Here is a 20314-nt window from a genome sequence, read left to right as displayed (position 1 = left end):
AATAACTTTGTAACATTTTTCGCAACATTTTTCAATCTCTTTTTCGATCTTTCCCGGCCTGCAGTTCTGTCTTTGCCATATTGCCGGAACACCGCCCGCACAGAGCCCGTACAAAACAAATCCCGTCACTCCGCAAAGGCACAGTTTGGCTCCCTTTCCGCAGGCTGTTTACGGGCTGTTTACAGGCTGTTTAAAGACTCCGTTTAAAGGCTCTTTACGAATTCCAGGAGCTCGCTGAGCGTTCCCATATAATCCGTTTCATATGGTATCCCTTTTCGATCCTCTAAAGTATCTGTCACGAGATAAGTCCTGACCCCAAGGCTCCGTATTGAAAGATCCTCTTCCACATCATTCCCCACCATCAGGCATTCCGCCGGATCCAGTCCGTACTTCTCCAGGATCTCCCTGAAATACTCCAGGGAAGGCTTACAGTATCTGCAATACTCATACGTCGTGATCTCCTTGAAATCCCCCGCATCCAGACCTGCCCACCGGATCCGGTTCATTGTAGCGCATCTGGGAAATACAGGGTTCGTCGCAAGATAAGTCTCTATCCCCTTTTCCCTGGCAGCTTTTACGATCTGGTCAGCAGCTGGCGACGGTTTCGTCGCACGGATCGCCTCGTTAAATTCATTTGCATAAAAATCCAGGGCGATCTCCTCTGACTCTTCTAAAGAAATGGGCAGTTTTTCTTCCATATGCGCCCAGAACGCCTCCCTGTTCGTCCGCGTCCCGTCATTTTTTACCATCGCCTCGTATCCGCTCCACACCGAAGCGATAAAATCTTTTGGCTCCAGCTCCACCCCGCGGGAGATATATGTCTTTGCCAAAAGAGGCATATAAAAGCGCACAAACTTCTCCTGGATCATTGGGAGCAGAGTCCCGTCAAGGTCAAATAAAATATGCCTGATCTCCATTTTTCTGATCTCCTTGCTGTTCTGTAATTATAAAATAGTTTGAAAAAAGCACCTGATCCCTTCCAGAGACCAGGCGCTTTCTGCAATGCCGCAGGCCGGGGTCGAACCGGCACGGGTATCACTACCCACGGGATTTTAAGTCCCGGGCGTCTGCCAATTCCGCCACTGCGGCTGATATAAAATTGTACTCCCCCATCTTCCGATGGGGGAAACGACCCAGAAGAGACTCGAACTCTCGACCTCCGCCGTGACAGGGCGGCGCTCTAACCAACTGAGCCACTGGGCCTCGCTATGAGCACTTAGCGTCTGTCTTTTAGACGCTTACGTGCGATGCATGCCGCCGCTGTTAGCGAGGTATTCTCGAGCTTACGAGGCGGCGCGCTATGAGCACTTGGCGTCTGTCTTTTAGACGCTTACGTGCAAATGGACCTTCGGGGACTCGAACCCAGGACCGACCGGTTATGAGCCGGTTGCTCTAACCAACTGAGCTAAAGGTCCAAACTAATCTTTGCTCCCAAAGGAACAAAGCCGATGATCGGACTCGAACCGATAACCTGCTGATTACAAATCAGCTGCTCTGCCAATTGAGCCACATCGGCATATATCTGGGGCAGCTGATCTGTAATCAGCCGCTCTGCCTGCGATTGACGCGGTCAATCTTACTGAATTGAGCCACATCGGCACTCCAATGACCCCGACGGGAATCGAACCCGTGTTACCGCCGTGAAAGGGCGATGTCTTAACCGCTTGACCACGGGGCCATATAATTTCCGTTGAGAGAAACCGCTCAACGGCAACCTATATACTATCATAAACGTCCTGCTTTTGCAAGCACTATTTTCGCTGCGCACAGTTGTTATTTGCCCGCTTTTTCTTTATAATAGGGGCAGATATCATCATTTTCTGCCATTGAGACATCCATGGGCAGGAAAAAATCACAGCATAACACATTGACATTACAGGAAGGAGTAACTGATCATGGGAAGAGGCGGCGGTTCACACGGCGGGGGAGGACATTCCGGAGGGCAGTCTTTTGGCGGACGCTCCGGCGGCGGATTCAGCGGCGGAGGTCCGGGCGGTCCCGGCCCCGGCGGCCCACACTTTGGCGGTCCTCATTTTGGCGGCCCTCATTTCGGCGGGCCCCGCGGCAGGTGGGGCGGTCCGGTATTCCACTGGGGTTTCCCCGGCTGGGGCGGCCCCGGCAGAAGAGGCGGGACCGGCTGCTTTTCTCTCATAGTCCTGCTTATTGTCGTCATAGGGCTCTTTAACCAGCTCCACCCTGGCAGCGGTACGTCCCAGGATGCGGAAATCGCAGTGTCGCGCACTGAGCGCACACCTGTCTCCGGGACCATTTCCTATGCGGACTGGTATCTTGATGAGCTCGGGTTTATCGATCATGACACCGATCTGACAGACGGGCTGAAATATTTTTATTCCCAGACAGGGATCCAGCCTTATGTAGTACTCCTGCAGTATGATCCTTCTGTGTGGACTGACGGTAAATGGAATGAGGCTGCGGCTGAAGAATATCTTGCACAGATGTATCATGAGACATTCTCAGATAACGGACATCTGATCCTGGCTTATTTTGCGTGCGAAAACGATTCGGAAGATATGGACGGGACATTTTATCTGTACTACGGCTCCGCGGCATACTCCATTATGGATGATGAGGCCGAGACCATATTCTGGAGCTATTTTGACAGGAATTACAATAACCTGGACCTGAGCATCGCGGAATTCATGGGCCAGACTTTCCGCCAGACCGCTGATAATATCATGCACATCAGCACCGGCAGGAACGACAGCAATACTTTTGTGACGATCTCTGTAGTCTTTGCCGTGGTCTGCGTCATTGTGATCATTGCAGGTATCATCGTTTTTGCAAAAATGAATCGGAAAGAAGATGTTTAAGCAGCAGGCTTCTGTCTTTCCTTTTCTGAGAGGAACTCCCGCTGCCTGCCCGCAGGGGTTGGGGCGGGAGTTCTCCCACTTCTGATATAAAACATTCCCATATTCACTATACGATCTCCATATCATCGTCATGCAGCATGAAAAACGCCGCCGCAAAGATCAGCCCCGCGTACCATTCCGGCACATCATTTTCCAGACACATCTCCTTATGAATGGACATCATGCGTCTGATCTCCCCTGTTTTCCTGTCATTTAATAAAATCTCAAATGTCCGGTTCCGCGTCTGGCGGACAGACAGCCTGCCGCAGCCGGTCATGATCTCTGTCTCCTCCGCCATCGCCGGACGCCAGTATGCTTCCTGTCTGCCATCCGCATTTGACTGATACCGCACCGCGCAGTGAAGCGTTTCCATTCCGTCCCCGCTGATCCGGATCGCTCCATCGCTATGCGTGACTGTATATTCCCTATCCCGATCCGTGCAGATGACGGTCAGTTCATTTCCTGCGGACAGCTTTTTCCGGACAGTGCAGATCAGCTGATCATCTTCATTATAAATTTTATACTTACTGATCTCATACTTTATATGAAGCCTCATTTTCATCAACCTCCGATCAAAGATACCGCCGTATTGGCTGCTCCTGCCAGAAGCATGACCCATATCGGGTTCATCCGGCATTTCTTCAGCAATACGATACATCCGGCAAAAATAGCCGCCATAAGCCAGTCCGTATCCGCCAGGACGATTTCCATACTGCTGCCCCAGAAAGCTGTGATCAGGACAGAGATCCCGGCTGACGCGATCATCGCCACAACCGCCGGCCGGAGCGAATTTAAGACGCCCTGGAGCAGTTCCATCTTCCGGTATTTGAGATACAGCCTGGCGATCAGCATTACGATAATGCAGGAAGGCAGGATACAGCCCGCGGTCGCCACTATCGCCCCCGGGATCCCGGCAATCTTGATCCCCACGAAGGTCGCGGAATTAACAGCGATCGGGCCCGGCGTCATCTGCGAAATCGTGATCAGGTCCGTAAATTCCGTCATGCTCAGCCACCCGTGCTCCGCAACGACCTGTCCCTGGATCAGCGGCATCGCCGCATATCCGCCGCCGAAACTGAACAGCCCGATCTGGAGGAAACTCCAGAATAATTCCAGGTAGATCATGCTCTCCCCTCCCTTCTCTTCTTCACGAGCGTCCTCACTGCACCGAACGCGCCGCAGGCAAGGACAATATAGATCACATTGACGCCCAGGATACATGCCGCTATAAATGAAAGGGCCATGATCAGGATCGAGATCCGATTCTTCCCGTGTATGATCCCTTCCGCCATCTCAAAGACGACCGCCGCGATCACTGCTCCGACTCCTGCCTGCATCCCTTCGAGCATACTGCTTACGATCGCATTACTGCGGAAAGCGCTGTAGCAGACCGAGATGACCGAGATGATCACAAACGGCGGGATGATCGTGGCGATGATCGCAGTCAGTGCCCCGGCGCTCCCTGCCAGCTTATATCCGACCACGATCGCCCCGTTGACTGCGATCGCCCCCGGAGCGGACTGAGCGATCGCCACCAGATCCAACATCTCATCCTCTTCGATCCAGCGGTATTCGTCCACAAACTTCTTTTTCATCAGGGTCACGATCACATAGCCTCCGCCGAATGTAAAGGCACTGAGATACAAGGTCGATATGAATATTTTCAGCAGGACTTTTTTCTTATTTTCCATTGTGCTTCCCTCCTTCTGTACCCAGTATATTTCCTCTTGATTCATAACGGAAATACTATTAATCTATTATTTAGATAGCTATTTTCTTATATAGGAGGGATCGTAAAATGACTCTGCGCCATATGAAGATCTTCGAAGCTGTATTCCGCCACAGCAATATTACGAAAGCAGCGGAAGAACTGCATCTCGCACAGCCTTCTGTCAGCGTCGCTGTGAGAGAACTGGAAGAATATTATGGGATCTGTTTGTTTGAACGGCTGGGAAGACGGATCGTTCCCACGGAACTGGGAAAAGAATTCTACGGATATGCGCTTCACATTGTGTCGTTGTTCGATGAAATGGAACAGAAAATACGGAACTGGGATGCGCTGGGCGTGATCCGGATCGGCGCCAGCATCACCATCGGCACTCACATCCTTCCGCCCCTTCTGAAGCAGTACCAGGCGCTTTACCCCGAGCTTCGCACAGAAGTCACGATTGGAAAATCAGCGGTGATCGAACAGCATATCCTGGAAAATAAGATCGATATCGGACTCATTGAGAATCAGTCCGAGCATCCGGACATCAATGTCCTGCCTTTCATGGAGGACTATATGCAGGCCGTTGTCGCGCCGGACCATCCCCTCGCGGGTTGCAGCCAGGTTACATTAGAACAGCTCGCACAGTACCCCTTCCTTATGCGTGAGAAGGGAAGCGCAGGGCGCGAGATCCTGGACGCCTGCTTCGCCCTGGAGCAGATCACCGTGCATCCGCTCTGGGAGAGCGCCAGCACCCAGGCGATCGTCCGGGGCGTTGCAGAAGGGCTGGGAGTCGCCGTCCTGCCCTGCCTTCTGGTCAGGAAAAATATTGAGGAACATACCGTAAAAATGATCCCGTTTCCTCAGCCTCTGACAAGGAAACTGAATCTCATCTGGCACAGGAGCAAGTACCTGACAGACAATATGAACGCATTCATAGAACTGTGCAAAAAATCCGGCAGTGAGTGGTAAGCGCTTCACTGCCGGATTTCTATCTTTCTTCTTCCTACTACATATAAATTCTTCCTAATGCGTATAATCCAAAAACCGGATTCCCTCGCCGAGATCTTTTGCGATGATCTCGATCTCCTCTTCAATTCCGGCAAAAGCGCCGGTTCTCTCCAGGATGGATTTAAAATCTGTGGAACCCGGACAGTAGTCTTCTGTCTGCATGCATCTGATGATTCCCAGTTTCAATTTCTTCACGCCCCTTTTTCCTTTTGTTTATTATGCTTATCCTATCATCCCGCGTCGCGACGCGCAATCCCGGAGCCTTCAGTTCTTCTTCGCCTCTCCCTCCGGGAAGATGATCTTGAAGACAAAGAAGGAGACCACCATGGACACCCCCCGCTGACCTGTGGGAACAGCAGCCTGTGCTTCGTTACAGACTGGTCAGCACAGGATTATTGAGATAATCATATACTCTCTTCACTTCGCTGACCTTCCTTGTATCCAGCATAGAAGGACAGTTCTTATCCAGCGATCCGATCCGTTCCATATCATCATCTTCTATTTTAAAATTCCAGATATCAAAATTTTCTCTCATTCGTTCCCGGTGAACAGATTTCGGGATCACGATCACTCCCTGCTGGACATTCCAGCGTAAAATGATCTGCGCCACGGTTTTATTATATTTTTCTGCAATTTCTTTTAAGATCGGTTCATCAAACATCCCTTTCAGTCCTTCTGCAAAGGGAGCCCAGATCAATGGCATCCTTCACCACCTGTTCGCAGCTGTCTTCCGGGATCTGAAAAACTCCAAATCCCTCCATCGGCATCTCTACGCCATTGTTCAGTCTGACTGTTTTCATGATAAAATAGCCTCCTCTCTCATTTCCATATTTCTTTACAGTTTCTGATTTCCCGTAGACCAGACATGCTTTTTCTTGGCCTGCTCTGCTGTATTCTGCGCCATAACGCCCACCAATGCGTGGGGCACATACGGTTCTTCCAGGTAGTTGATCTCTTCCTTTGTCAGGCACAGTTCCGCCGCTTTTGCCATCCCCTCCACATGAGAGAGCTTCGTGGCACCCACAATGGGGGCCGTCACCTTTGTAAGCAGCCATGCAAGCGAGATCTCTGTCATGGACACGCCGCGCTTCTCAGCCAGTTCCGCCACCCGCGCTATGATCACGCTGTCCTCATCGGCTGTGCCGTTGTATTTCAGCTTTGCATAGTCGTCCTCCCGGAGCCTTTTTGATGTTTCTCCCGGCTTTTTGGACAGCCTGCCTCCTGCCAGGGCGCTGTACGGCGTCATGGCGATATTGTCTTCCCGGCAGAGTTTCGCCATCTCCCGCTCTTCCTCGCGGAAGATCAGATTGTAATGTCCCTGTATGGATATGAATTTCGCGAAGCCTTCCCGCTCTGCCAGTGCATTGGCTTTTGCCAGCTGATACGCAAAACAGTTGGAAATGCCGATATATCTTGCCTTTCCTTCTTTCACCAGATTATTTAAACCTTCCATGATGTCATACAGCGGCGTCGCGTAATCCCACATGTGATAAATATAGAGATCCACATAATCCATCCCTAGATTTTCCAGGCTCTTATTGATCATCCGTTCAATATGCTCCTGGGCCGGAACGCCCTGTTCAATCTCTTCCGGCGTGCGTGGAAGAAATTTGGTAGCGACTACCACTTCATCCCGCTTTGCGTAATCCCGCAGCGCCCTCCCCAGATACTGCTCGCTTGTGCCGCTCTGGTATCCGATGGCGGTATCGTAAAAATTAATCCCGGCTTCCAGCCCTTTGCGGATGATTTCCCGGGTATGATCCTCATCGATGGTCCACGTATGCTGCCCGTTCTTTGCGTCCCCGAAACCCATGCATCCCATACAGATGCGGGATACATTTAACTCAGAATTTCCTAATCTTGCATATTTCATTATGAATCTGCCTCCTCTGTCATACCGATATTGGCAAGCCATTCTTCCACAACATCTGCACAGTCCTCTGCCTCTCCGTCTCCAAGGGAAAGCCCTTCTGTGATCTCTGCCTCCGGCTCCATCTCTGCGATGGTATCAAGGGAACCGGAAAATCCGCCGCCGCATCTGTTTCTTCTCCTGCAGCAGGCTCCTGTCCGGCATCCGTATCTTCTGCTTCAGCCTGTACCTCAACACTTTCTTCTGTCAGAGTCTCCGCCGGTTCTCCTGTATCAGCTCCGCCGCTGCACGCGGCAAGACTGAATACTGCTGTTCCTACAAGCATGACCGAAAGCCGTTTTTTCAAAAATTTTGATTTCATAAGCGTCCTCCTGACTTTTGATTCTTTTCTCTCCGTCTGTTATTGATCAAGGTTCATACATTTTCCGATGACATCCCCCGTGCGGAGATATTCGTAGGTGGGCATCTCGAAAAGAACCGGCTTCAGTGTACTATAGTCAATTTTTCCCGCTTCATTTAAAACACTCTCTTCCGCATAAACGCTGTCTATTTTGCAGATAAAGCTCTCAAACCCTTCTGTCTCATAGATGTCGTCCACTGTGCAGTCCATCACCACCGGCGCCTCGTCGATGAACGGCGCCCCGGTCCCTTCGGTATGGAACCGGAACATCTCTGACTTATCCACTTTATTTCCGCTGACACATCCGGTCCGGTCTGCTTTTTTCAACATGGCTTCGTCTACAATATTTACCGTCAGTGCCTTTGTCTCTTTTTTTCTTCATCTTCTTTACTTCCTTTCATTTCTGTTTATTTGGGGCTTCCGGCCTTCAGGAAACTGTTTTCTTTTTCACCGAGGGGATTTTTCTGCCCGGTCTAAGGAGTATCGCGGACAGATAGTGTGCGATCCAGATAAACAGGCCCGTCATGGCCAGATAATCTATATAAAAAGATATCGGGGACTCACTGTAATCCAGGAACACAAACTGTGTCCTCAGGAACATGTAAGTCGCCAGATCTCTTGTCACAAATACATACAGGCCGTAACCTGCGGTTAAGCCCCCTGCGATCCGGAGAACTGTACAGCGGATCCCAGAGCTCCTGTCCATCCCCAACATCTGACGAAACCGCGCCAGCGTCATTCCCCAGTGGAGTCCCAGGTGAAACGCCATCAGCGCAAAGCCCCAATAGCAGGCCGCCATGTGGACCAGCCTTGCCGTTCCCATCCCGCCGCTGATGGGCAGAAAGGCAAACACATGCCGGGACATTGTAATGCCGCTTACCATCAGACAGATCATCACCACAAAGAGCGCCAGATCCACTGCACTCGTCAGTATACGAACCCTGGTATATTTCCCCCGGAACAGATTCCGGTGCCAGGCAGTATTCAGCACGTGGTGGGCGAGAAAGAGCACAAGCATGAAAGCTCCTGCCCACTCATGAGCTGTTTCTCCCCATAGCTGATACCCCATCAAAAACAAAAGCGTCAGTGTCATCAGGATATCCACCGCAAGTTTTGATTTCTTCTTCATTTTTTTCTTCCCATTATCCATTACTTATCTTCCTTCCTCTCCGGCGGGAAATTTTGCTCCAGCCATTCCTGCACTATATGGGGCAGCCTTTCACCGCTGTTTTCCAATACATACAGGCTGTTCTTCATGTCCGCTCCCGGGCATCTGCCTCTCACAGCCTGTTCCAGCCCCTTATCTTCTCCTCCGCAATGACTGAAAAAAGGAAGGATCACTTTCCCTGCCATATCACTTTTATCCAGCCAGGCAGCCAGGGGCGGGGCGATCGTTCCGCACCAGTTGGGCGAACCGGTAAAAACAATGTCATATGCGCCGACGCTTTCTGTTATGGGAAGCAGCGCAGGCAGCTTTCCTGATCTGTTTTCCTCTCTCACCTGCTTCAAAAGACATCCAAAATCTGCCGGATAAGGCTGTCTCAGGTAGATCTGGCTTAATCTGCCGCCTGTCTGTTTCTGGATTTCTTCTGCAATCCTGCGGGTTTTTCCTGAATAAGAATAGTACACGATCAAAATATTTTCTTTCATATATGTATTCATCCTTTATCTCTTATTTTTTCAGTGTCTGCTTAGCAAATCTGCCTTTTTATTTATTATCCCCTGCTTTCTTTATCCTGTCTAATACCTGTCTGCTATGAAAAATCATACCTTCCCTGAATACTAAAAATGGCTGTGACATCAGATCCGACGCTGATGTCACAGCCATTTTCAGTATTCTTGTATTGTCTGTACAAAAAGTGATGCCGCCTGAGAAAACAGATGATTCTTTTTCCACAGGATTACACTCCTTGTCGTATGTTCCGGCAGGATCCGGCGAAAACAAAGACCGGGATCCGCATGTATGGATAGTGCGCCGTCCAGACAGACCGCACACCCCATCCCGGCTTCTACCAGCAGTGCTGCGTTAGAAAGAAGATTGTAATACACCGGAATATTCAGGTGTTTTTCCTCACACTGCATCCAGTGGAGAACCTCATTTTTTGCATTCTCTCTTCCCGGCATGATCAGAGGATACTGCCTGATCTCCTCCACAGTTATCGTTTCTTTTTCTGCAAGTTCGTGATCCTTTCTTAAAAGGAGTCCCCAGGTTTCTTTCTGGGGAAGCCTCACGTATTCAAATTTTGCAGTATCGATCGGCTCCAGAACGAGTCCCAGATCCAGCAGACCGCGCTCAAGCATCTCCTTGATATTGTCTGCCATGCCATTATAAAGATCAAACTGGACATCCGGGTATCTCTCACGAAATTCTTTCATGTAAGCGGCCAGCGCCCGGCCTCCTACCGCTTCTGCCGCGCCGATCCTGACAGTTCCGCAAACGATATCCTTCTTGTCTTTAAATGTATGTTCCAGCTTATCCGTGAGCTCCACGATCATTTCTGCCTGCTGTTTAAACAGAAATCCTTCATCTGTCAATGTCACTGACCGTTTCCCCCGGATCAGCAGCGCTGTTCCCAATTCGTCTTCCAGCTCCATGAGCTGGCGGCTTAAAGTCGGCTGGGTAATATGAAGAATATCCGCAGCCCTTGTAATATTTCCTTCATCTGCTACTGTCAAAAAATATTTCAGCACACGCAGTTCCATATCAATCGCCTCCGATCACCTCGCCCTTTTTCCAGACATATTCTCCCCATATGGTCTGTCTCACACGGTTGCCCGGATTTTCCAGGATCTCTTTCAGATCCTCAGCATTTCATTCATCTCCTGTGTCTGCGAGATCGATCACAATGGTTCCTTTCATTTCCCCGATCAGTTCTGTTCCTGATACTGCCTGTCCAAGCTCAAATAATGAGGGATTTGCATTCTGTTTTATATCATTTGATGGCTGATCAGAGGATTGCTGTAATCGCTCCCACTGCAAGACAGGCGGGCAGGCCAAGAAGCATACCAATACAGGACTGCCTGATATGAAAACGATAGTCCTTATATTCTTCCATATCCTCTGTGCCTGGTATCCTGACTTTTTTCGAATGGCAAAACCAGATGCAATCAAGTATCAGAGCGTCATACCAATCAATGATCAGCCAGATCAGGTAGGAATCCCGAAACCCTTTCCAGAATGTATCCGCTCCATTAAACTGTTTCAGGACAACAGCGAAGATGAACACAAAAGCAAGCAGGGCGATCCCCTTTCGGAGGATATCTGCCCTGGTAAAGCGTTGTTCTCTTTTTTCGATCAATCCTAATTCCATACATTTCTCCCGTATGGCCGGGGGATAATCTCCCACTGAGGTAAGGGGATTTTTCAGCGTCAGTGACACAATCAGAACTGTGAATAATAAGATACCAATCAGACTTTCTATCATGACCGCCATATTCACTTTACCTCCGATATCCATTTTATCGTTTTATGGAAAGCGTCTTCACGGCTGCGCCTGCAATCTTCCGGATATTGTCTCTCAATTTTAAACATTTTCAGCTTAGATGGATTTAATGGAACAAGAATGTGGCTTGCTTTTTCATATTCCAAGACATCCACCCGGAAAGCAAACCGGTGTTTTTCCAGGCGGTTTACCATATATGCCACTGCCTCTTTGCTGGGCCACATGAGATCTTCCTTTGCGTAAATAAATAAAATGTTTCCCTGAATGTTCTCCACATGAATGGCTGTATCCTCATCAAAATGTTTCAGCGGTTCTTCGTAGATGTAGGATAACTCGAACTGCTGATGAAGGATGAGGTTCCGGATTGCCGGCCCATATTTCAGATGCGCTGTCATACACGGAAAATCTTTTCCCCTGTATGTGAATTCGGAGGCAGATGAAAATAAAGTCCATAGAAGCCCTCCTGTGCAACCGTCACATATTCCACTTTCCCAACTCTCCCTGTTTTTGCAGCTTGGATTGCTGTCCGTATTTTCTTTCTTTATCCCATTTAGAGTCCTTTTTGCAAATATAGAAATCACACTTTTCTGCGCCCTCTGCAAGTGTACCTGTCCTGTATAACACGCCGCCCATGAGATCAGCAGAAATAAAATCCATGGCACACATATAGGGGATCAGTTCTTCCAAATGCTCCTGTTTTCCAAGCGCACACAGGCCGCACCTGTGATAGTTGATGGTGTATTCGTCTGCATCCCTTCCGGGAATCGTCTCCGTCATCCAGTTGAATTCGCTGTCGGATATGGCATTTGCAATTCTGTCCTTCTTGACTTTCTTTTTTTGATATTCCATATCAAATGGATTTTTACTCCCGAAAGCTTTTTTAATGAGCGGCGCCTGCATCGTGGCTGTCACCATTTCCCCGAACTGCTCATGGCTCATCGCCCCATCCATTGCCTTATAAACTGCCATCCAGACAATTCCGCCGGAAAGACAGATTCGCAGAGGATTTTTCGTAAAACCGCCTATGTCGGGTGTCCTCGCCAACATATCTTTAAAGTTTTTACGCGATTTCTTCTTCACCCTGAATGTATCCGTATTTTTGCAATTGGCTGCGATATATTTGAAAATAGCAGGTGTCATCGCTGACCACATCAGTTTTTCACAGATGGTGTTTTTCATATTCATGCTCCTTCAAAACGTACTCATAAACGAGGGACTGATTGCCGGAGCCATCCTGAAAGGGCTTCTCTGCCACTTTCTTAAATCCACGTTTTTCATAAAACTCCCACGATGCAAGAGTGTTCGTAAAAAGCCGCACACGATCTGCTCCATCAGCTTTTGCCCGATTCAAAAATTGTGTGACCAATGCGGTTCCCAACCCCTTTCTGTAATTCCTTCTGGACGAAAGGGCAACGAGTTCCAGATCGCATTTCCCAACGGTTTCCTTATCCCTTTCCTGTAGCTGACGGAAAAAGGCATCAAACTGCTTCTGGAATGGTGCTGACATTTTATATCTTTTCAGATGAATCCTACGACCTGATGATCCTCCGTTTCCGCAACATAGGTGAAATTGCATTTTTCAATCAGGATCTGTGCGTAGTCACGCAAAAGTATTTTATCGTTCTGATCCACAGAGCATGAAAAGAATCCTTCGTAGAAGCAATCCCCGCAGGCCGCAGCATCTTCTTCCTTATATGGACGAACAGTAAACATGGATGTACCCTCCTATGCGCAAATAGGTTAGTTATAACTAACTAATATTATATCAGGAGACGTATAGGACTGCAATTCATTTTTTACCTGTTAATCATTTGATAGTGACATGGCGGGTCATGAGAAACCTCCTTCCATTTTAGAGTAAAGGAAGAGCAGGAGACATAGTAAGAGATTTCCTACTGAATGCGAATCATATTCTGTTTTATATCATTTGATGGCTGATCAGAGGATTGCTGTAATCACTCCCACTGCAAGACAGGCGGGCAAGCCAAGAAGCATGCCAATACAGGACTGCTTAATATGAAAACAGTAATCCTTATATTCTTCCATATCCTCTGTGCCTGGTATCCTGACTTTTTTCGAATGGCAAAACCAGATGCTATCGAGTACAAGAGCATCATACCAATCAATGATCAGCCAGATCATGTAGGAATCCCGAACCCCTTTCCAGAATGTATCCGCTCCATTAAACTGTTTCAGGATAACAGCGAAGATGAACACAAAAGCAAGCAGGGCGATTCCTTTCTAGATGATATCTGACCTGGGAAACGTTGTTCTCTTTTTTCGATTAATCCTAATTCCATACATTTCTCCCTTATGGCCGGGGATAATCTCCCACTGAGGCAAGGGGATTTTTCAGCGTCGGCGACACAATCAGGATTGTGAATAATAAGATACCAATCAGACTTTCTATCATGACCACCATATTTACATTACCTCCACTCCAGATGGATCATTTTGAGCATTCCAAATCGATCTGAAATATCCATACTGATTTTTGTAATGATTTTTAATCCATCTCGTTTGATAAACTTGTAATATGGTTCATCCGCCAATACTTTGACACCTCTACCTAGTGTGGTAACCAGATCTTCAGCCGAATTCACATAAAAAAACATTCGGGCATTTTCATGTCCCATCTGCTTCATATATTTCTTCTGCAACATTTTCATGCCGCTTTTATTTACCGTATCAAACACAAGCTCTATATTCCCGAAACCTTCCAGCATCTGCAGAAGGCCAAAAACTTTTTCCTCTTGAAAGTAATGGAACAAACCTCCTGCAGTAACCAGAAGAGGCGTATCAGGCATGTTCCTTCGGATCTGCCTGAGCCATCCGTCTGAAAAAGCATCCCCTGAAAGATAAGTTTCCTTCTCAGGTTCCGGGAGCAAACTGCGCCGGTATTCGATTACATTCGGAAGGTCTACAGCATACCATTGGGTTTGCCCATTGTCATTGCGATCATATGTTGTCTCCAGTCCGCAGCCCAACTGTATGACAACACCATCCGGCTTACGTTTCAGGAAGTTCTGGATATGCCGATCCATATTAGCGGAACGGGATGCAGAAGCCAGTAGCGTGTATTGACTTTGATTTCCTGTTTCCAACAGTGCGGATGGCAGCTTTTCTTTTAATGAAAGTGCTTTTTTATCATATAAAATACCCGGAAACTTTTCGCTGGCGTAAATCCTTCCCACCATAGGAATAAACATTGTATCTTCTACTATACCAAATTCGGACATGGCTATCTATCCTCCTATATGCAAACGAGTTAGTAATATCTAACCATTATTATATCAAGAGGAACCGGGGATTGCAATTCGTTTTCAATTGCTACTCGTTTTCTTCCCATCCTTTCTGCCAGCTCACCGCATCATCAAAAGAGAAGGAGCCATTCAGCCTTTTGACTTCCTTGACACATTCTCCCCGCAGGCGTTCCAGTAACACCGGATCGATGTTGTTATTCGCTGCGACCACATTCATCATGACCGCCAGCTCCACGGCCAGCTTGAAAATCATCCGGTTCTGCCGATGATCACTTTCCGCCACAATGCTTTTCAGCGTGGAGGTGACGATATTGGGGAGATAGGTTTTGTTGTCCTCTGCGGAAAGGTACCCAGCATAAAACAAGATTGCTTTTTCGATGAATTCACTCCGGCTGTCGCAGTTGTCTTTTTCATAGAGAGTATCCGCCAGCTCCAGGGTGGACGGTCTGATCCAGAGCTGGAAGCGGCGTTTGATTTCTTTCTTTTCTGCCTCTGTATCCTGCATGTCTGAAATCCTCCTTCTTATTCATAGGAACCTGCCAAAGCACCGCGTCATTCGTTGAAACTTCTGGGCCTTGGGGGAGTTGAAGCACCTGTCCAGGAACCTATTGTTCCAAATCCGGCACCGTAATGCCATTTCTTTCAGAAGCGGCGGAAAGCCTTGAAGCGGCCGGCTCTGCCGGACGCAGTGAGCTGGGGCGGGGCCGCCATGCGGCACCGTCCCTTTCTCCTGCTTGATTTTCGACCCTGTATCCGCACGGGGAACCGTCGCTTTTCCATGGGCGGAGCCTGCCTTCGCACGGGCCGCAAACGCCTCGCAAACCGGCGGGGAGGGATACTTCCTCGACCTCGCCCACAAAATCGCAACACGGGGCCGACAGGCGGCTCATAGGGGTGTTCCTTTTCGCATCACATCTCCTGAACTGGCGGCGTTGTTTCTTCTGCCTGTTCGGAAGACTGCCAGTCAATCTCCCGATCCCGCAATGCTTCTTCAAAAATCAGCTCTCTTGCTGCTATCGGAATCGTAGATTTGCGCTCGGCACGGTAGACCGCAGTAGAAACATCTTTCAGACGATAAGTCCGCCACTCCGAATCTCCCTGCTCTTTTACGCTGATCGTTCCATCGTCAAAATCAAATTCCAGGAGAGCGGTGATCCGGTCATCATGCTCCATAGCGGCGCATAAGACAGAGAAGGTCAGGTCATCGATGGGCTGATGTACTCCAAAGGAAAGCGCCAGACTGTTCAAGGTCAGCCTGCCCTCATTCTCCCGCATAAAATTCCGATAGAGATAAGCAGCACTGTAGAAGTTGTTCCGCAGGTCGGAAGTGAAATGAAAATCATCCCCGTCCTCATGGAAATGAATCACAGCAAACCGTCTGGCAGCTTCAGCCTCACGTTGTGCTTTCGCTTCTTTCTGACGGATCAGTGCTTCGATTTCCTCACGCTTTTCTTCCGGGACGAGAGACGCATAGGTTTCTTCAAAACATTTTCGCAATACACCTTCGATGGTACGCCCTTGACCGTTCAGAATCTCGTCCAGAGCAGCGAGCCGATGCTCGTTAAAATATACGGTAACATCGATATCATTCATTGGTCATGCCTCCAATCTTCGATTCAGTTTTTCTGTTCCTCCGCAAACTCTTTCTCCATAATCAGAACAATCCCACGCAGAACAAAAGTAACACATGGGATTGCCACACTATTGCCCAGGGCTTTATATCTTGCCGAGTCAGATGCCCCATTGATCAAAGTCCAGCCATCCGGGAAACCCTGCAGCCGCTCACACTCCAGAGGAGTGAGACGGCGGATCAGATTTCTGTTTACCTCAGGCTGGCAGATTAGGTCAGTTGCATCTTTATATTGTCTGGCGCTTTCTGTGCCAGCGACTTTGCTTTCCTGGAATTCATCCACTCGCTGGCGGCTATAGACCGCATGCCGGTCTGTTGTATTCAGGGTGTAACTGATATCTTCCTGATAGCCAAACCCATCAGGAAGTCATTGATGTTCTGGCTGGCGATGATGATCGCTGACTCCTTCTTCCGGACACGCTTCATGGCGTTTCGGATATACTCGATGGAGGTCAGGTTGGTCAAGTACATATACAGCTCGTCGATGGCGGCTGCGGTATTTCCTTTGCCCAGGAGCTGGTTGGACATAAAGGAAAGCAGTTTCCTCTGTGTACAGGTACTTCCGCTGCTTGTCGTAGGTCATGAATTCTTCCTCGCACAGCTTATAGAAGTCCTCCATGATAGGAAAATCCGTAGGCTTTTTGGCGCTGTAGTCCGTGCTGTCGGTAATGCCGAACCGAGCATACAGCTTGGCCAGCAAGATCTCAATGGTGTCGATCTGCACATCCGTGAAATCCTTATAGGCCCGGAAGAAGTCCTTCAGGTAGGCGATGTGCTGGGAGAGCCTGGTTACTTTCCGGAAAGCCAGCGGTGTGGTGGCATCGATCTCGCCCTCCGTAGCATCGCCCCATGCCTTTGGCTCTAAGGGGTTGACGATGTACTCGCCGGACATGAAATCGATGTAGCAGCCGCCCAGGGCCTCCGTCAGTTCCTCGTATTCCGCCTCCACATCTAAGGCGATGACCAGCTTTCCTGTCTCCCTTAAGTTGGTCAGGATCAGCTTTAAGAGATAGGATTTCCCCTGGCCGGAATTGCCCAGGATCAGGATATTGCTGGTGGTCTTATCCTCGCTGCGCCGGTCAAAGTCCACCAGGATATTGGTGCCATACTTATCCCGGCCCAGGTAGATACCACGGGGATCGGTCTTGCCGGAAAAGTTAAAGGGGTACAGGTTGGCTACGGAGCTGGCGGGCAGCACACGCTCGAACTGCGCCCCGAACTGATTGGCCCCCACAGGCAGAACAGAAAGATATCCTTCCTTCTGCCGGAGGGTAAGTCGGTCAACCGTGATCTTGGAGCGAGTCAGCTCCATGGCGATCTCTGACTGCAGCTCCTTTAAGGCATCCATGCCCTTGGCTTTCAGCTCAATGAACACGGAGCAATGGAGAAGCGGTTCCTTGTTTTTCCGAAGGTTGGCCAGAAGCTCCACCACATCCTGCAGATTTCCTTCGGCCTCGATGGTTTCATTCACATCGCTGCCGGTACTCATCAGCTTGTTCTTCCGGGTGGCGTTCTGCAGGATCTTCCTCTGTTCCAGGGCCTCCACCAGCCGGTGGTAGATCCGAAGCGTCACGCCATTGCGGTCAGCAAGCTGGGAAAGGATGGCCTGTTCCTCGGTGGAGGGCGGGTACTCCCGGATGGCCCACACGCAGCGGTAACTGTCTCCAACGATATAGTGGTCGGAAAGGAACTTGATGGTACCCGGCAGGATGCAGTCGAAGAAGTCCTTGGTGCGGATTTCCTCCATCTGCTCCGGTGTCAGCACCTTGGGTTTTCGTTTGAACATTTCTTACCTCCTTGCCGCCGCTTTGCACCGGCAAGGGGATCAGAAAAGGCCGCTTTACCTGCATCCCGATATAGATAGCAGATCTTGGTGTTCATGGATATGACTTCCTTTCCTTATAGCTTGTAGGATAGGGGGATTTTTCCCATAAAAAAAGCGACCACTCTCATGGTCGTTCCTACCTTACTCTATACACACTTTTTCTTTCTGTTGTGTTTCCTGTACCTATTCGCCCTCCTTCCTCCACGCAATACACCGCTATACACAGATATAACCCTGCTCCATTTTAGGATATCCCAGGAATACAGTATCATACTCTTCGATATTCCCTACATTTTCAACGAGTTCGGGCCTTGCATCCTCTGCCCGTTCTTCATTTGCACGGTCAAGGCATTCATCCCAGTCGCTGGGATATGGATCTGTCACCCGGATGGAAAACAGATCTCCCCCTGTTTCCTCCTGCACCCAGCCCGCCAGCTGCTGAACGTTTCCCGGTGGGATTACACTGGGAGAACTTACGGCATCCACATCATCGTCCAACACTGCATTGTCCGCCCAGGAAAAATAAGCTACAAGGATATTTTCTGGTTCTTCCAAAACAGAACTGCTTTGACCGGTCTGTGTTTCTGCATTTTCCTGCGGTTCCATCTGTGTTTCTGTCCGATCATCACTGTCTGAAGGACTGCTGCATCCTGCCAGAGCAATACTGCACAACAAAAACAAACCTAAAAGTTTTTTCTTCATAATATCCCACATTCCTTTCACTGTGCTCAGGCACAGATCTTTCTTTTCTCTTACTACTACTTTTGTTATAAATTTTAAAAGGAATGTTCTTATCTGACAAATACCTATATCCTATCATTCTATATTGGTGAAAAGCATAGTGAACTTTTACCGGCAAGAATACATCTTTACGTAAATAAGCCCGACAGTAAAACTTAAAATTTACCATCGGGCAACATACCGGACCCCATCCAGCAACGCAATTCCGGTTCATTTTTCGGTTAACAATCAGATGCCTGCTTTCTTGAGCTGACAGCCTTTTTTCCCCAAAGGGACATGTCGCAAAAATAAATAAAACCCGTAAACGTTGGATTTACGGGCTTTGTGAGCTCCCCCTGTTGGACTTGAACCAACGACACTTCGGTTAACAGCCGAATGTTCTATCGACTGAGCTGGTTTTACACAGGCAAAACATTTGTTTAGCATTTTAACAGAGTATCTATTTCTTCCAGGCTTATATCCGCTTCTTCCTGCTTCTCCTTCGTATAATCTCCGTATCCGGTATCATACTGTTGAATAAAGCGCACTGTTCCTACGGGTCCCAAGACATTTCTCAACGCTTGTATTCCAACCATGCGTATTTCTGTTGGATTATTTAAATTAATATTCGTCATTAAAAATCGCCTCCCATGCAAATCTTAATGGATTCATAACCTTTACATTCAAATTCATCCGCCCGGACATCTTTTCCAGTTTATCATCTGTTGTCAGCATAACGTCTGCTCCTGCTGCTTCTGCAGCGGCAATATGAAGACTGTCAAAGGTTCTGATCTTTGACTGAGACATAATTTCCTGTGACCGTTTTTTAATTTCGTCCGTATACATAATATGCAGGTCAGCAACCTTGTAAAGTTCTTTGACCCTTTCTCTTTTTACTATATCCTGCATACGGTCCATTTCAAGCTCTAAAATGTTGCTTCCTATGATGCTATATATCCCTGATTGTCCCCGTTGCAGTATTGTCAATATTGCCTCGCTTTCCAAATGGATCCTCTCCTGCGTCTGATCGTCAAATGGACGATTATAACAACAATTGTCCAGATAGAGCTTCATTTTAGTCTGCCCCTCCATTTTATGCGTTTTTCACTCTCAGTGTATATGCGATATAAAATTATCTTTTAAAATATTTTTTATATATTTTATTGTACTTTACTTTATTATTTTATTCAACCAGTTTTCAAATTTGATAAAAAAGCCCATAAACCTGACGTTTATGGGCTTCATAAGCTCCCCCTGTTGGACTTGAACCAACGACACTTCGGTTAACAGCCGAATGCTCTACCGACTGAGCTAAGGAGGAATATTTAATTATTGAAGTATACCTTCAAAACTACATACAAAGAACCATCATCCATCTTACCTATTCCCGCTTTGGTTATGCCCTCGACCGATTAGTAACAGTCAGCTCCATGCGTTACCGCACTTCCACCTCTGCCCTATCTACCTCGTCGTCTTCAAGGGGTCTTACTAACTTGACGTTATGGGATATCTCATCTTGAGGGGGGCTTCACGCTTAGATGCCTTCAGCGTTTATCCCTTCCCGGCTTGGCTAC

Annotated in this window: 27 protein-coding genes, 7 tRNA genes, 1 rRNA gene and 2 pseudogenes; 3 read left to right on the top strand and 34 right to left on the bottom strand. The window is 48.4% G+C overall.

What is annotated here, in order from left to right; all coding sequences use genetic code 11:
- Positions 1-203 precede the first annotated feature (203 nt).
- From B5G27_RS13915 to B5G27_RS13890, 6 genes are all read right to left on the bottom strand, one after another.
- A complete protein-coding gene (locus tag B5G27_RS13915) occupies positions 204-917 on the bottom strand; it encodes an HAD family hydrolase (protein WP_087179455.1) in 714 nt (237 codons plus the stop codon).
- Between the two features lie 86 nt (positions 918-1003).
- Positions 1004-1089: transfer RNA gene (locus B5G27_RS13910), tRNA-Leu, on the bottom strand.
- Between the two features lie 40 nt (positions 1090-1129).
- Positions 1130-1203 (bottom strand) — tRNA-Asp (locus B5G27_RS13905).
- A gap of 138 nt (positions 1204-1341) precedes the next feature.
- Positions 1342-1415: transfer RNA gene (locus B5G27_RS13900), tRNA-Ile, on the bottom strand.
- 28 nt (positions 1416-1443) lie between these two features.
- Positions 1444-1516: transfer RNA gene (locus B5G27_RS13895), tRNA-Thr, on the bottom strand.
- Between the two features lie 90 nt (positions 1517-1606).
- Positions 1607-1678 (bottom strand) — tRNA-Glu (locus B5G27_RS13890).
- Between the two features lie 217 nt (positions 1679-1895).
- On the opposite strand from B5G27_RS13890, the gene B5G27_RS16260 reads away from it, so the two are divergent.
- Positions 1896-2831 carry a hypothetical protein gene (locus tag B5G27_RS16260; RefSeq protein ID WP_087179454.1) on the top strand — a complete coding sequence of 312 codons (936 nt, stop codon included), beginning with the start codon at positions 1896-1898 and terminating at the stop codon, positions 2829-2831.
- Between the two features lie 106 nt (positions 2832-2937).
- Here B5G27_RS16260 and B5G27_RS13880 read toward each other — a convergent pair whose 3' ends face one another.
- From B5G27_RS13880 to B5G27_RS13870, 3 genes are read right to left on the bottom strand one after another with little or no spacing between them, the layout of a single operon-like run.
- Positions 2938-3426: a hypothetical protein gene (locus tag B5G27_RS13880; RefSeq protein ID WP_087179453.1), complete on the bottom strand. Its 489-nt coding sequence runs from the start codon at positions 3424-3426 to the stop codon at positions 2938-2940.
- A gap of 5 nt (positions 3427-3431) precedes the next feature.
- The gene (locus tag B5G27_RS13875; RefSeq protein WP_087179452.1) at positions 3432-3995 is read right to left on the bottom strand and encodes a chromate transporter; all 564 of its coding nucleotides are present in this window, start codon (positions 3993-3995) and stop codon (positions 3432-3434) included.
- Complete coding sequence (locus B5G27_RS13870) at positions 3992-4561, bottom strand: chromate transporter (protein ID WP_087179451.1); 570 nt, start codon at positions 4559-4561, stop codon at positions 3992-3994. Before B5G27_RS13870 ends, B5G27_RS13875 begins: the two co-directional genes overlap by 4 nt.
- A 107-nt stretch (positions 4562-4668) precedes the next feature.
- Between B5G27_RS13870 and B5G27_RS13865 the strand changes: the two genes are divergently transcribed.
- A complete protein-coding gene (locus B5G27_RS13865; protein WP_087179450.1) occupies positions 4669-5550 on the top strand; it encodes a LysR family transcriptional regulator in 882 nt (293 codons plus the stop codon).
- Between the two features lie 54 nt (positions 5551-5604).
- On the opposite strand, the gene B5G27_RS13860 is transcribed toward B5G27_RS13865, so the two are convergent.
- From B5G27_RS13860 to B5G27_RS15880, 14 genes and pseudogenes are all read right to left on the bottom strand, one after another.
- Positions 5605-5784 carry a CGGC domain-containing protein gene (locus tag B5G27_RS13860; RefSeq protein ID WP_330399074.1) on the bottom strand — a complete coding sequence of 60 codons (180 nt, stop codon included), beginning with the start codon at positions 5782-5784 and terminating at the stop codon, positions 5605-5607.
- A gap of 175 nt (positions 5785-5959) precedes the next feature.
- A complete protein-coding gene (locus tag B5G27_RS13855) occupies positions 5960-6292 on the bottom strand; it encodes an aldo/keto reductase (protein ID WP_087179449.1) in 333 nt (110 codons plus the stop codon).
- On the bottom strand, positions 6243-6389 hold the full coding sequence (locus B5G27_RS16095; protein ID WP_162611261.1) for a hypothetical protein: 147 nt from the start codon (positions 6387-6389) through the stop codon (positions 6243-6245). Before B5G27_RS16095 ends, B5G27_RS13855 begins: the two co-directional genes overlap by 50 nt.
- 35 nt (positions 6390-6424) lie before the next feature.
- Complete coding sequence (locus tag B5G27_RS13850) at positions 6425-7462, bottom strand: aldo/keto reductase (RefSeq protein WP_087179448.1); 1038 nt, start codon at positions 7460-7462, stop codon at positions 6425-6427.
- Positions 7463-7481: 19 nt separating this feature from the next.
- Positions 7482-7820, bottom strand: coding sequence for a hypothetical protein (locus tag B5G27_RS13845; RefSeq protein WP_087179447.1), 339 nt, complete (start codon positions 7818-7820; stop codon positions 7482-7484).
- Between the two features lie 39 nt (positions 7821-7859).
- Positions 7860-8219, bottom strand: a pseudogene (locus tag B5G27_RS13840) (flavin reductase family protein); the annotation flags it as partial.
- Between the two features lie 67 nt (positions 8220-8286).
- Entirely contained in the window at positions 8287-8988 is a 702-nt protein-coding gene (locus tag B5G27_RS13835) for a DUF4405 domain-containing protein (RefSeq protein WP_087179525.1), read from the bottom strand.
- A gap of 20 nt (positions 8989-9008) precedes the next feature.
- The gene (locus tag B5G27_RS13830) at positions 9009-9509 is read right to left on the bottom strand and encodes a flavodoxin (RefSeq protein WP_162611260.1); all 501 of its coding nucleotides are present in this window, start codon (positions 9507-9509) and stop codon (positions 9009-9011) included.
- A gap of 180 nt (positions 9510-9689) precedes the next feature.
- The gene (locus B5G27_RS13825) at positions 9690-10562 is read right to left on the bottom strand and encodes a LysR family transcriptional regulator (protein ID WP_087179444.1); all 873 of its coding nucleotides are present in this window, start codon (positions 10560-10562) and stop codon (positions 9690-9692) included.
- Between the two features lie 245 nt (positions 10563-10807).
- Positions 10808-11170: a hypothetical protein gene (locus tag B5G27_RS13820; protein WP_202879148.1), complete on the bottom strand. Its 363-nt coding sequence runs from the start codon at positions 11168-11170 to the stop codon at positions 10808-10810.
- Positions 11171-11295: 125 nt separating this feature from the next.
- Entirely contained in the window at positions 11296-11883 is a 588-nt protein-coding gene (locus B5G27_RS13815) for an acyl-CoA thioester hydrolase/BAAT C-terminal domain-containing protein (protein WP_143449740.1), read from the bottom strand.
- A complete protein-coding gene (locus B5G27_RS13810) occupies positions 11777-12271 on the bottom strand; it encodes an L-2-amino-thiazoline-4-carboxylic acid hydrolase (protein WP_242958327.1) in 495 nt (164 codons plus the stop codon). Before B5G27_RS13810 ends, B5G27_RS13815 begins: the two co-directional genes overlap by 107 nt.
- Positions 12272-12461: 190 nt before the next feature.
- A complete protein-coding gene (locus B5G27_RS13805; RefSeq protein WP_162611259.1) occupies positions 12462-12809 on the bottom strand; it encodes a GNAT family N-acetyltransferase in 348 nt (115 codons plus the stop codon).
- Positions 12810-12820: 11 nt separating this feature from the next.
- Positions 12821-13015: a hypothetical protein gene (locus B5G27_RS15880; protein WP_143449738.1), complete on the bottom strand. Its 195-nt coding sequence runs from the start codon at positions 13013-13015 to the stop codon at positions 12821-12823.
- 303 nt (positions 13016-13318) lie between these two features.
- Between B5G27_RS15880 and B5G27_RS16255 the strand changes: the two genes are divergently transcribed.
- Positions 13319-13558 carry a hypothetical protein gene (locus B5G27_RS16255; protein ID WP_162607699.1) on the top strand — a complete coding sequence of 80 codons (240 nt, stop codon included), beginning with the start codon at positions 13319-13321 and terminating at the stop codon, positions 13556-13558.
- A gap of 173 nt (positions 13559-13731) precedes the next feature.
- On the opposite strand, the gene B5G27_RS13795 is transcribed toward B5G27_RS16255, so the two are convergent.
- The 11 genes and pseudogenes from B5G27_RS13795 to B5G27_RS13745 form a co-directional block, all read right to left on the bottom strand.
- Positions 13732-14541 (bottom strand): class I SAM-dependent methyltransferase, encoded by an 810-nt coding sequence (locus tag B5G27_RS13795; protein WP_087150162.1) that lies wholly within the window; start codon positions 14539-14541, stop codon positions 13732-13734.
- 91 nt (positions 14542-14632) lie between these two features.
- Complete coding sequence (locus tag B5G27_RS13790) at positions 14633-15070, bottom strand: hypothetical protein (RefSeq protein WP_087179439.1); 438 nt, start codon at positions 15068-15070, stop codon at positions 14633-14635.
- Positions 15071-15474: 404 nt separating this feature from the next.
- Positions 15475-16158 (bottom strand): hypothetical protein, encoded by a 684-nt coding sequence (locus tag B5G27_RS13785; protein ID WP_087179438.1) that lies wholly within the window; start codon positions 16156-16158, stop codon positions 15475-15477.
- A 23-nt stretch (positions 16159-16181) separates the two neighbouring features.
- Positions 16182-16556, bottom strand: a pseudogene (locus B5G27_RS16950) (DNA cytosine methyltransferase); the annotation flags it as partial.
- Positions 16557-16562: 6 nt separating this feature from the next.
- Complete coding sequence (locus B5G27_RS13775; protein ID WP_330399073.1) at positions 16563-17981, bottom strand: VirB4 family type IV secretion system protein; 1419 nt, start codon at positions 17979-17981, stop codon at positions 16563-16565.
- A 255-nt stretch (positions 17982-18236) separates the two neighbouring features.
- A complete protein-coding gene (locus tag B5G27_RS13770) occupies positions 18237-18722 on the bottom strand; it encodes a flavodoxin (protein WP_087179436.1) in 486 nt (161 codons plus the stop codon).
- Between the two features lie 371 nt (positions 18723-19093).
- Positions 19094-19155, bottom strand: a tRNA-Asn gene (locus tag B5G27_RS13765).
- 25 nt (positions 19156-19180) lie between these two features.
- Positions 19181-19375 carry a hypothetical protein gene (locus B5G27_RS13760; protein ID WP_087179435.1) on the bottom strand — a complete coding sequence of 65 codons (195 nt, stop codon included), beginning with the start codon at positions 19373-19375 and terminating at the stop codon, positions 19181-19183.
- Positions 19362-19814 (bottom strand): PIN domain-containing protein, encoded by a 453-nt coding sequence (locus B5G27_RS13755; RefSeq protein ID WP_087179434.1) that lies wholly within the window; start codon positions 19812-19814, stop codon positions 19362-19364. The genes B5G27_RS13760 and B5G27_RS13755 overlap by 14 nt, the downstream gene beginning before the upstream one ends.
- 174 nt (positions 19815-19988) lie before the next feature.
- Positions 19989-20061 (bottom strand) — tRNA-Asn (locus B5G27_RS13750).
- A gap of 71 nt (positions 20062-20132) precedes the next feature.
- A 23S ribosomal RNA gene (locus B5G27_RS13745) occupies positions 20133-20314 on the bottom strand; the annotation flags it as partial.

The sequence above is a fragment of the Lachnoclostridium sp. An76 genome (assembly GCF_002161355.1).
GTDB classification, from domain to species: Bacteria; Bacillota; Clostridia; order Lachnospirales; family Lachnospiraceae; genus Mediterraneibacter; species Mediterraneibacter caccavium.
This window is presented reverse-complemented; position numbering and strand designations above follow the sequence as displayed.

Coding starts and splice junctions, on each gene's coding strand:
- B5G27_RS13845 (WP_087179447.1), bottom strand. CDS start 7,820: ATGAAATCAAAATTTTTGAAAAAACGGCTTTCGGTCATGCTTGTAGGA.
- B5G27_RS13865 (WP_087179450.1), top strand. CDS start 4,669: ATGACTCTGCGCCATATGAAGATCTTCGAAGCTGTATTCCGCCACAGC.
- B5G27_RS13805 (WP_162611259.1), bottom strand. CDS start 12,809: ATGTCAGCACCATTCCAGAAGCAGTTTGATGCCTTTTTCCGTCAGCTA.
- B5G27_RS13855 (WP_087179449.1), bottom strand. CDS start 6,292: ATGCCATTGATCTGGGCTCCCTTTGCAGAAGGACTGAAAGGGATGTTT.
- B5G27_RS13870 (WP_087179451.1), bottom strand. CDS start 4,561: ATGGAAAATAAGAAAAAAGTCCTGCTGAAAATATTCATATCGACCTTG.
- B5G27_RS13850 (WP_087179448.1), bottom strand. CDS start 7,462: ATGAAATATGCAAGATTAGGAAATTCTGAGTTAAATGTATCCCGCATC.
- B5G27_RS13760 (WP_087179435.1), bottom strand. CDS start 19,375: ATGACGAATATTAATTTAAATAATCCAACAGAAATACGCATGGTTGGA.
- B5G27_RS13770 (WP_087179436.1), bottom strand. CDS start 18,722: ATGAAGAAAAAACTTTTAGGTTTGTTTTTGTTGTGCAGTATTGCTCTG.
- B5G27_RS13830 (WP_162611260.1), bottom strand. CDS start 9,509: ATGAAAGAAAATATTTTGATCGTGTACTATTCTTATTCAGGAAAAACC.
- B5G27_RS13820 (WP_202879148.1), bottom strand. CDS start 11,170: ATGGAATTAGGATTGATCGAAAAAAGAGAACAACGCTTTACCAGGGCA.
- B5G27_RS13755 (WP_087179434.1), bottom strand. CDS start 19,814: ATGAAGCTCTATCTGGACAATTGTTGTTATAATCGTCCATTTGACGAT.
- B5G27_RS16095 (WP_162611261.1), bottom strand. CDS start 6,389: ATGAAAACAGTCAGACTGAACAATGGCGTAGAGATGCCGATGGAGGGA.
- B5G27_RS13790 (WP_087179439.1), bottom strand. CDS start 15,070: ATGCAGGATACAGAGGCAGAAAAGAAAGAAATCAAACGCCGCTTCCAG.
- B5G27_RS13785 (WP_087179438.1), bottom strand. CDS start 16,158: ATGAATGATATCGATGTTACCGTATATTTTAACGAGCATCGGCTCGCT.
- B5G27_RS16255 (WP_162607699.1), top strand. CDS start 13,319: ATGAAAACAGTAATCCTTATATTCTTCCATATCCTCTGTGCCTGGTAT.
- B5G27_RS13915 (WP_087179455.1), bottom strand. CDS start 917: ATGGAGATCAGGCATATTTTATTTGACCTTGACGGGACTCTGCTCCCA.
- B5G27_RS13795 (WP_087150162.1), bottom strand. CDS start 14,541: ATGTCCGAATTTGGTATAGTAGAAGATACAATGTTTATTCCTATGGTG.
- B5G27_RS16260 (WP_087179454.1), top strand. CDS start 1,896: ATGGGAAGAGGCGGCGGTTCACACGGCGGGGGAGGACATTCCGGAGGG.
- B5G27_RS13825 (WP_087179444.1), bottom strand. CDS start 10,562: ATGGAACTGCGTGTGCTGAAATATTTTTTGACAGTAGCAGATGAAGGA.
- B5G27_RS13875 (WP_087179452.1), bottom strand. CDS start 3,995: ATGATCTACCTGGAATTATTCTGGAGTTTCCTCCAGATCGGGCTGTTC.
- B5G27_RS13880 (WP_087179453.1), bottom strand. CDS start 3,426: ATGAGGCTTCATATAAAGTATGAGATCAGTAAGTATAAAATTTATAAT.
- B5G27_RS13835 (WP_087179525.1), bottom strand. CDS start 8,988: ATGAAGAAGAAATCAAAACTTGCGGTGGATATCCTGATGACACTGACG.
- B5G27_RS13775 (WP_330399073.1), bottom strand. CDS start 17,981: ATGTTCAAACGAAAACCCAAGGTGCTGACACCGGAGCAGATGGAGGAA.
- B5G27_RS13810 (WP_242958327.1), bottom strand. CDS start 12,271: ATGGCAGTTTATAAGGCAATGGATGGGGCGATGAGCCATGAGCAGTTC.
- B5G27_RS15880 (WP_143449738.1), bottom strand. CDS start 13,015: ATGTTTACTGTTCGTCCATATAAGGAAGAAGATGCTGCGGCCTGCGGG.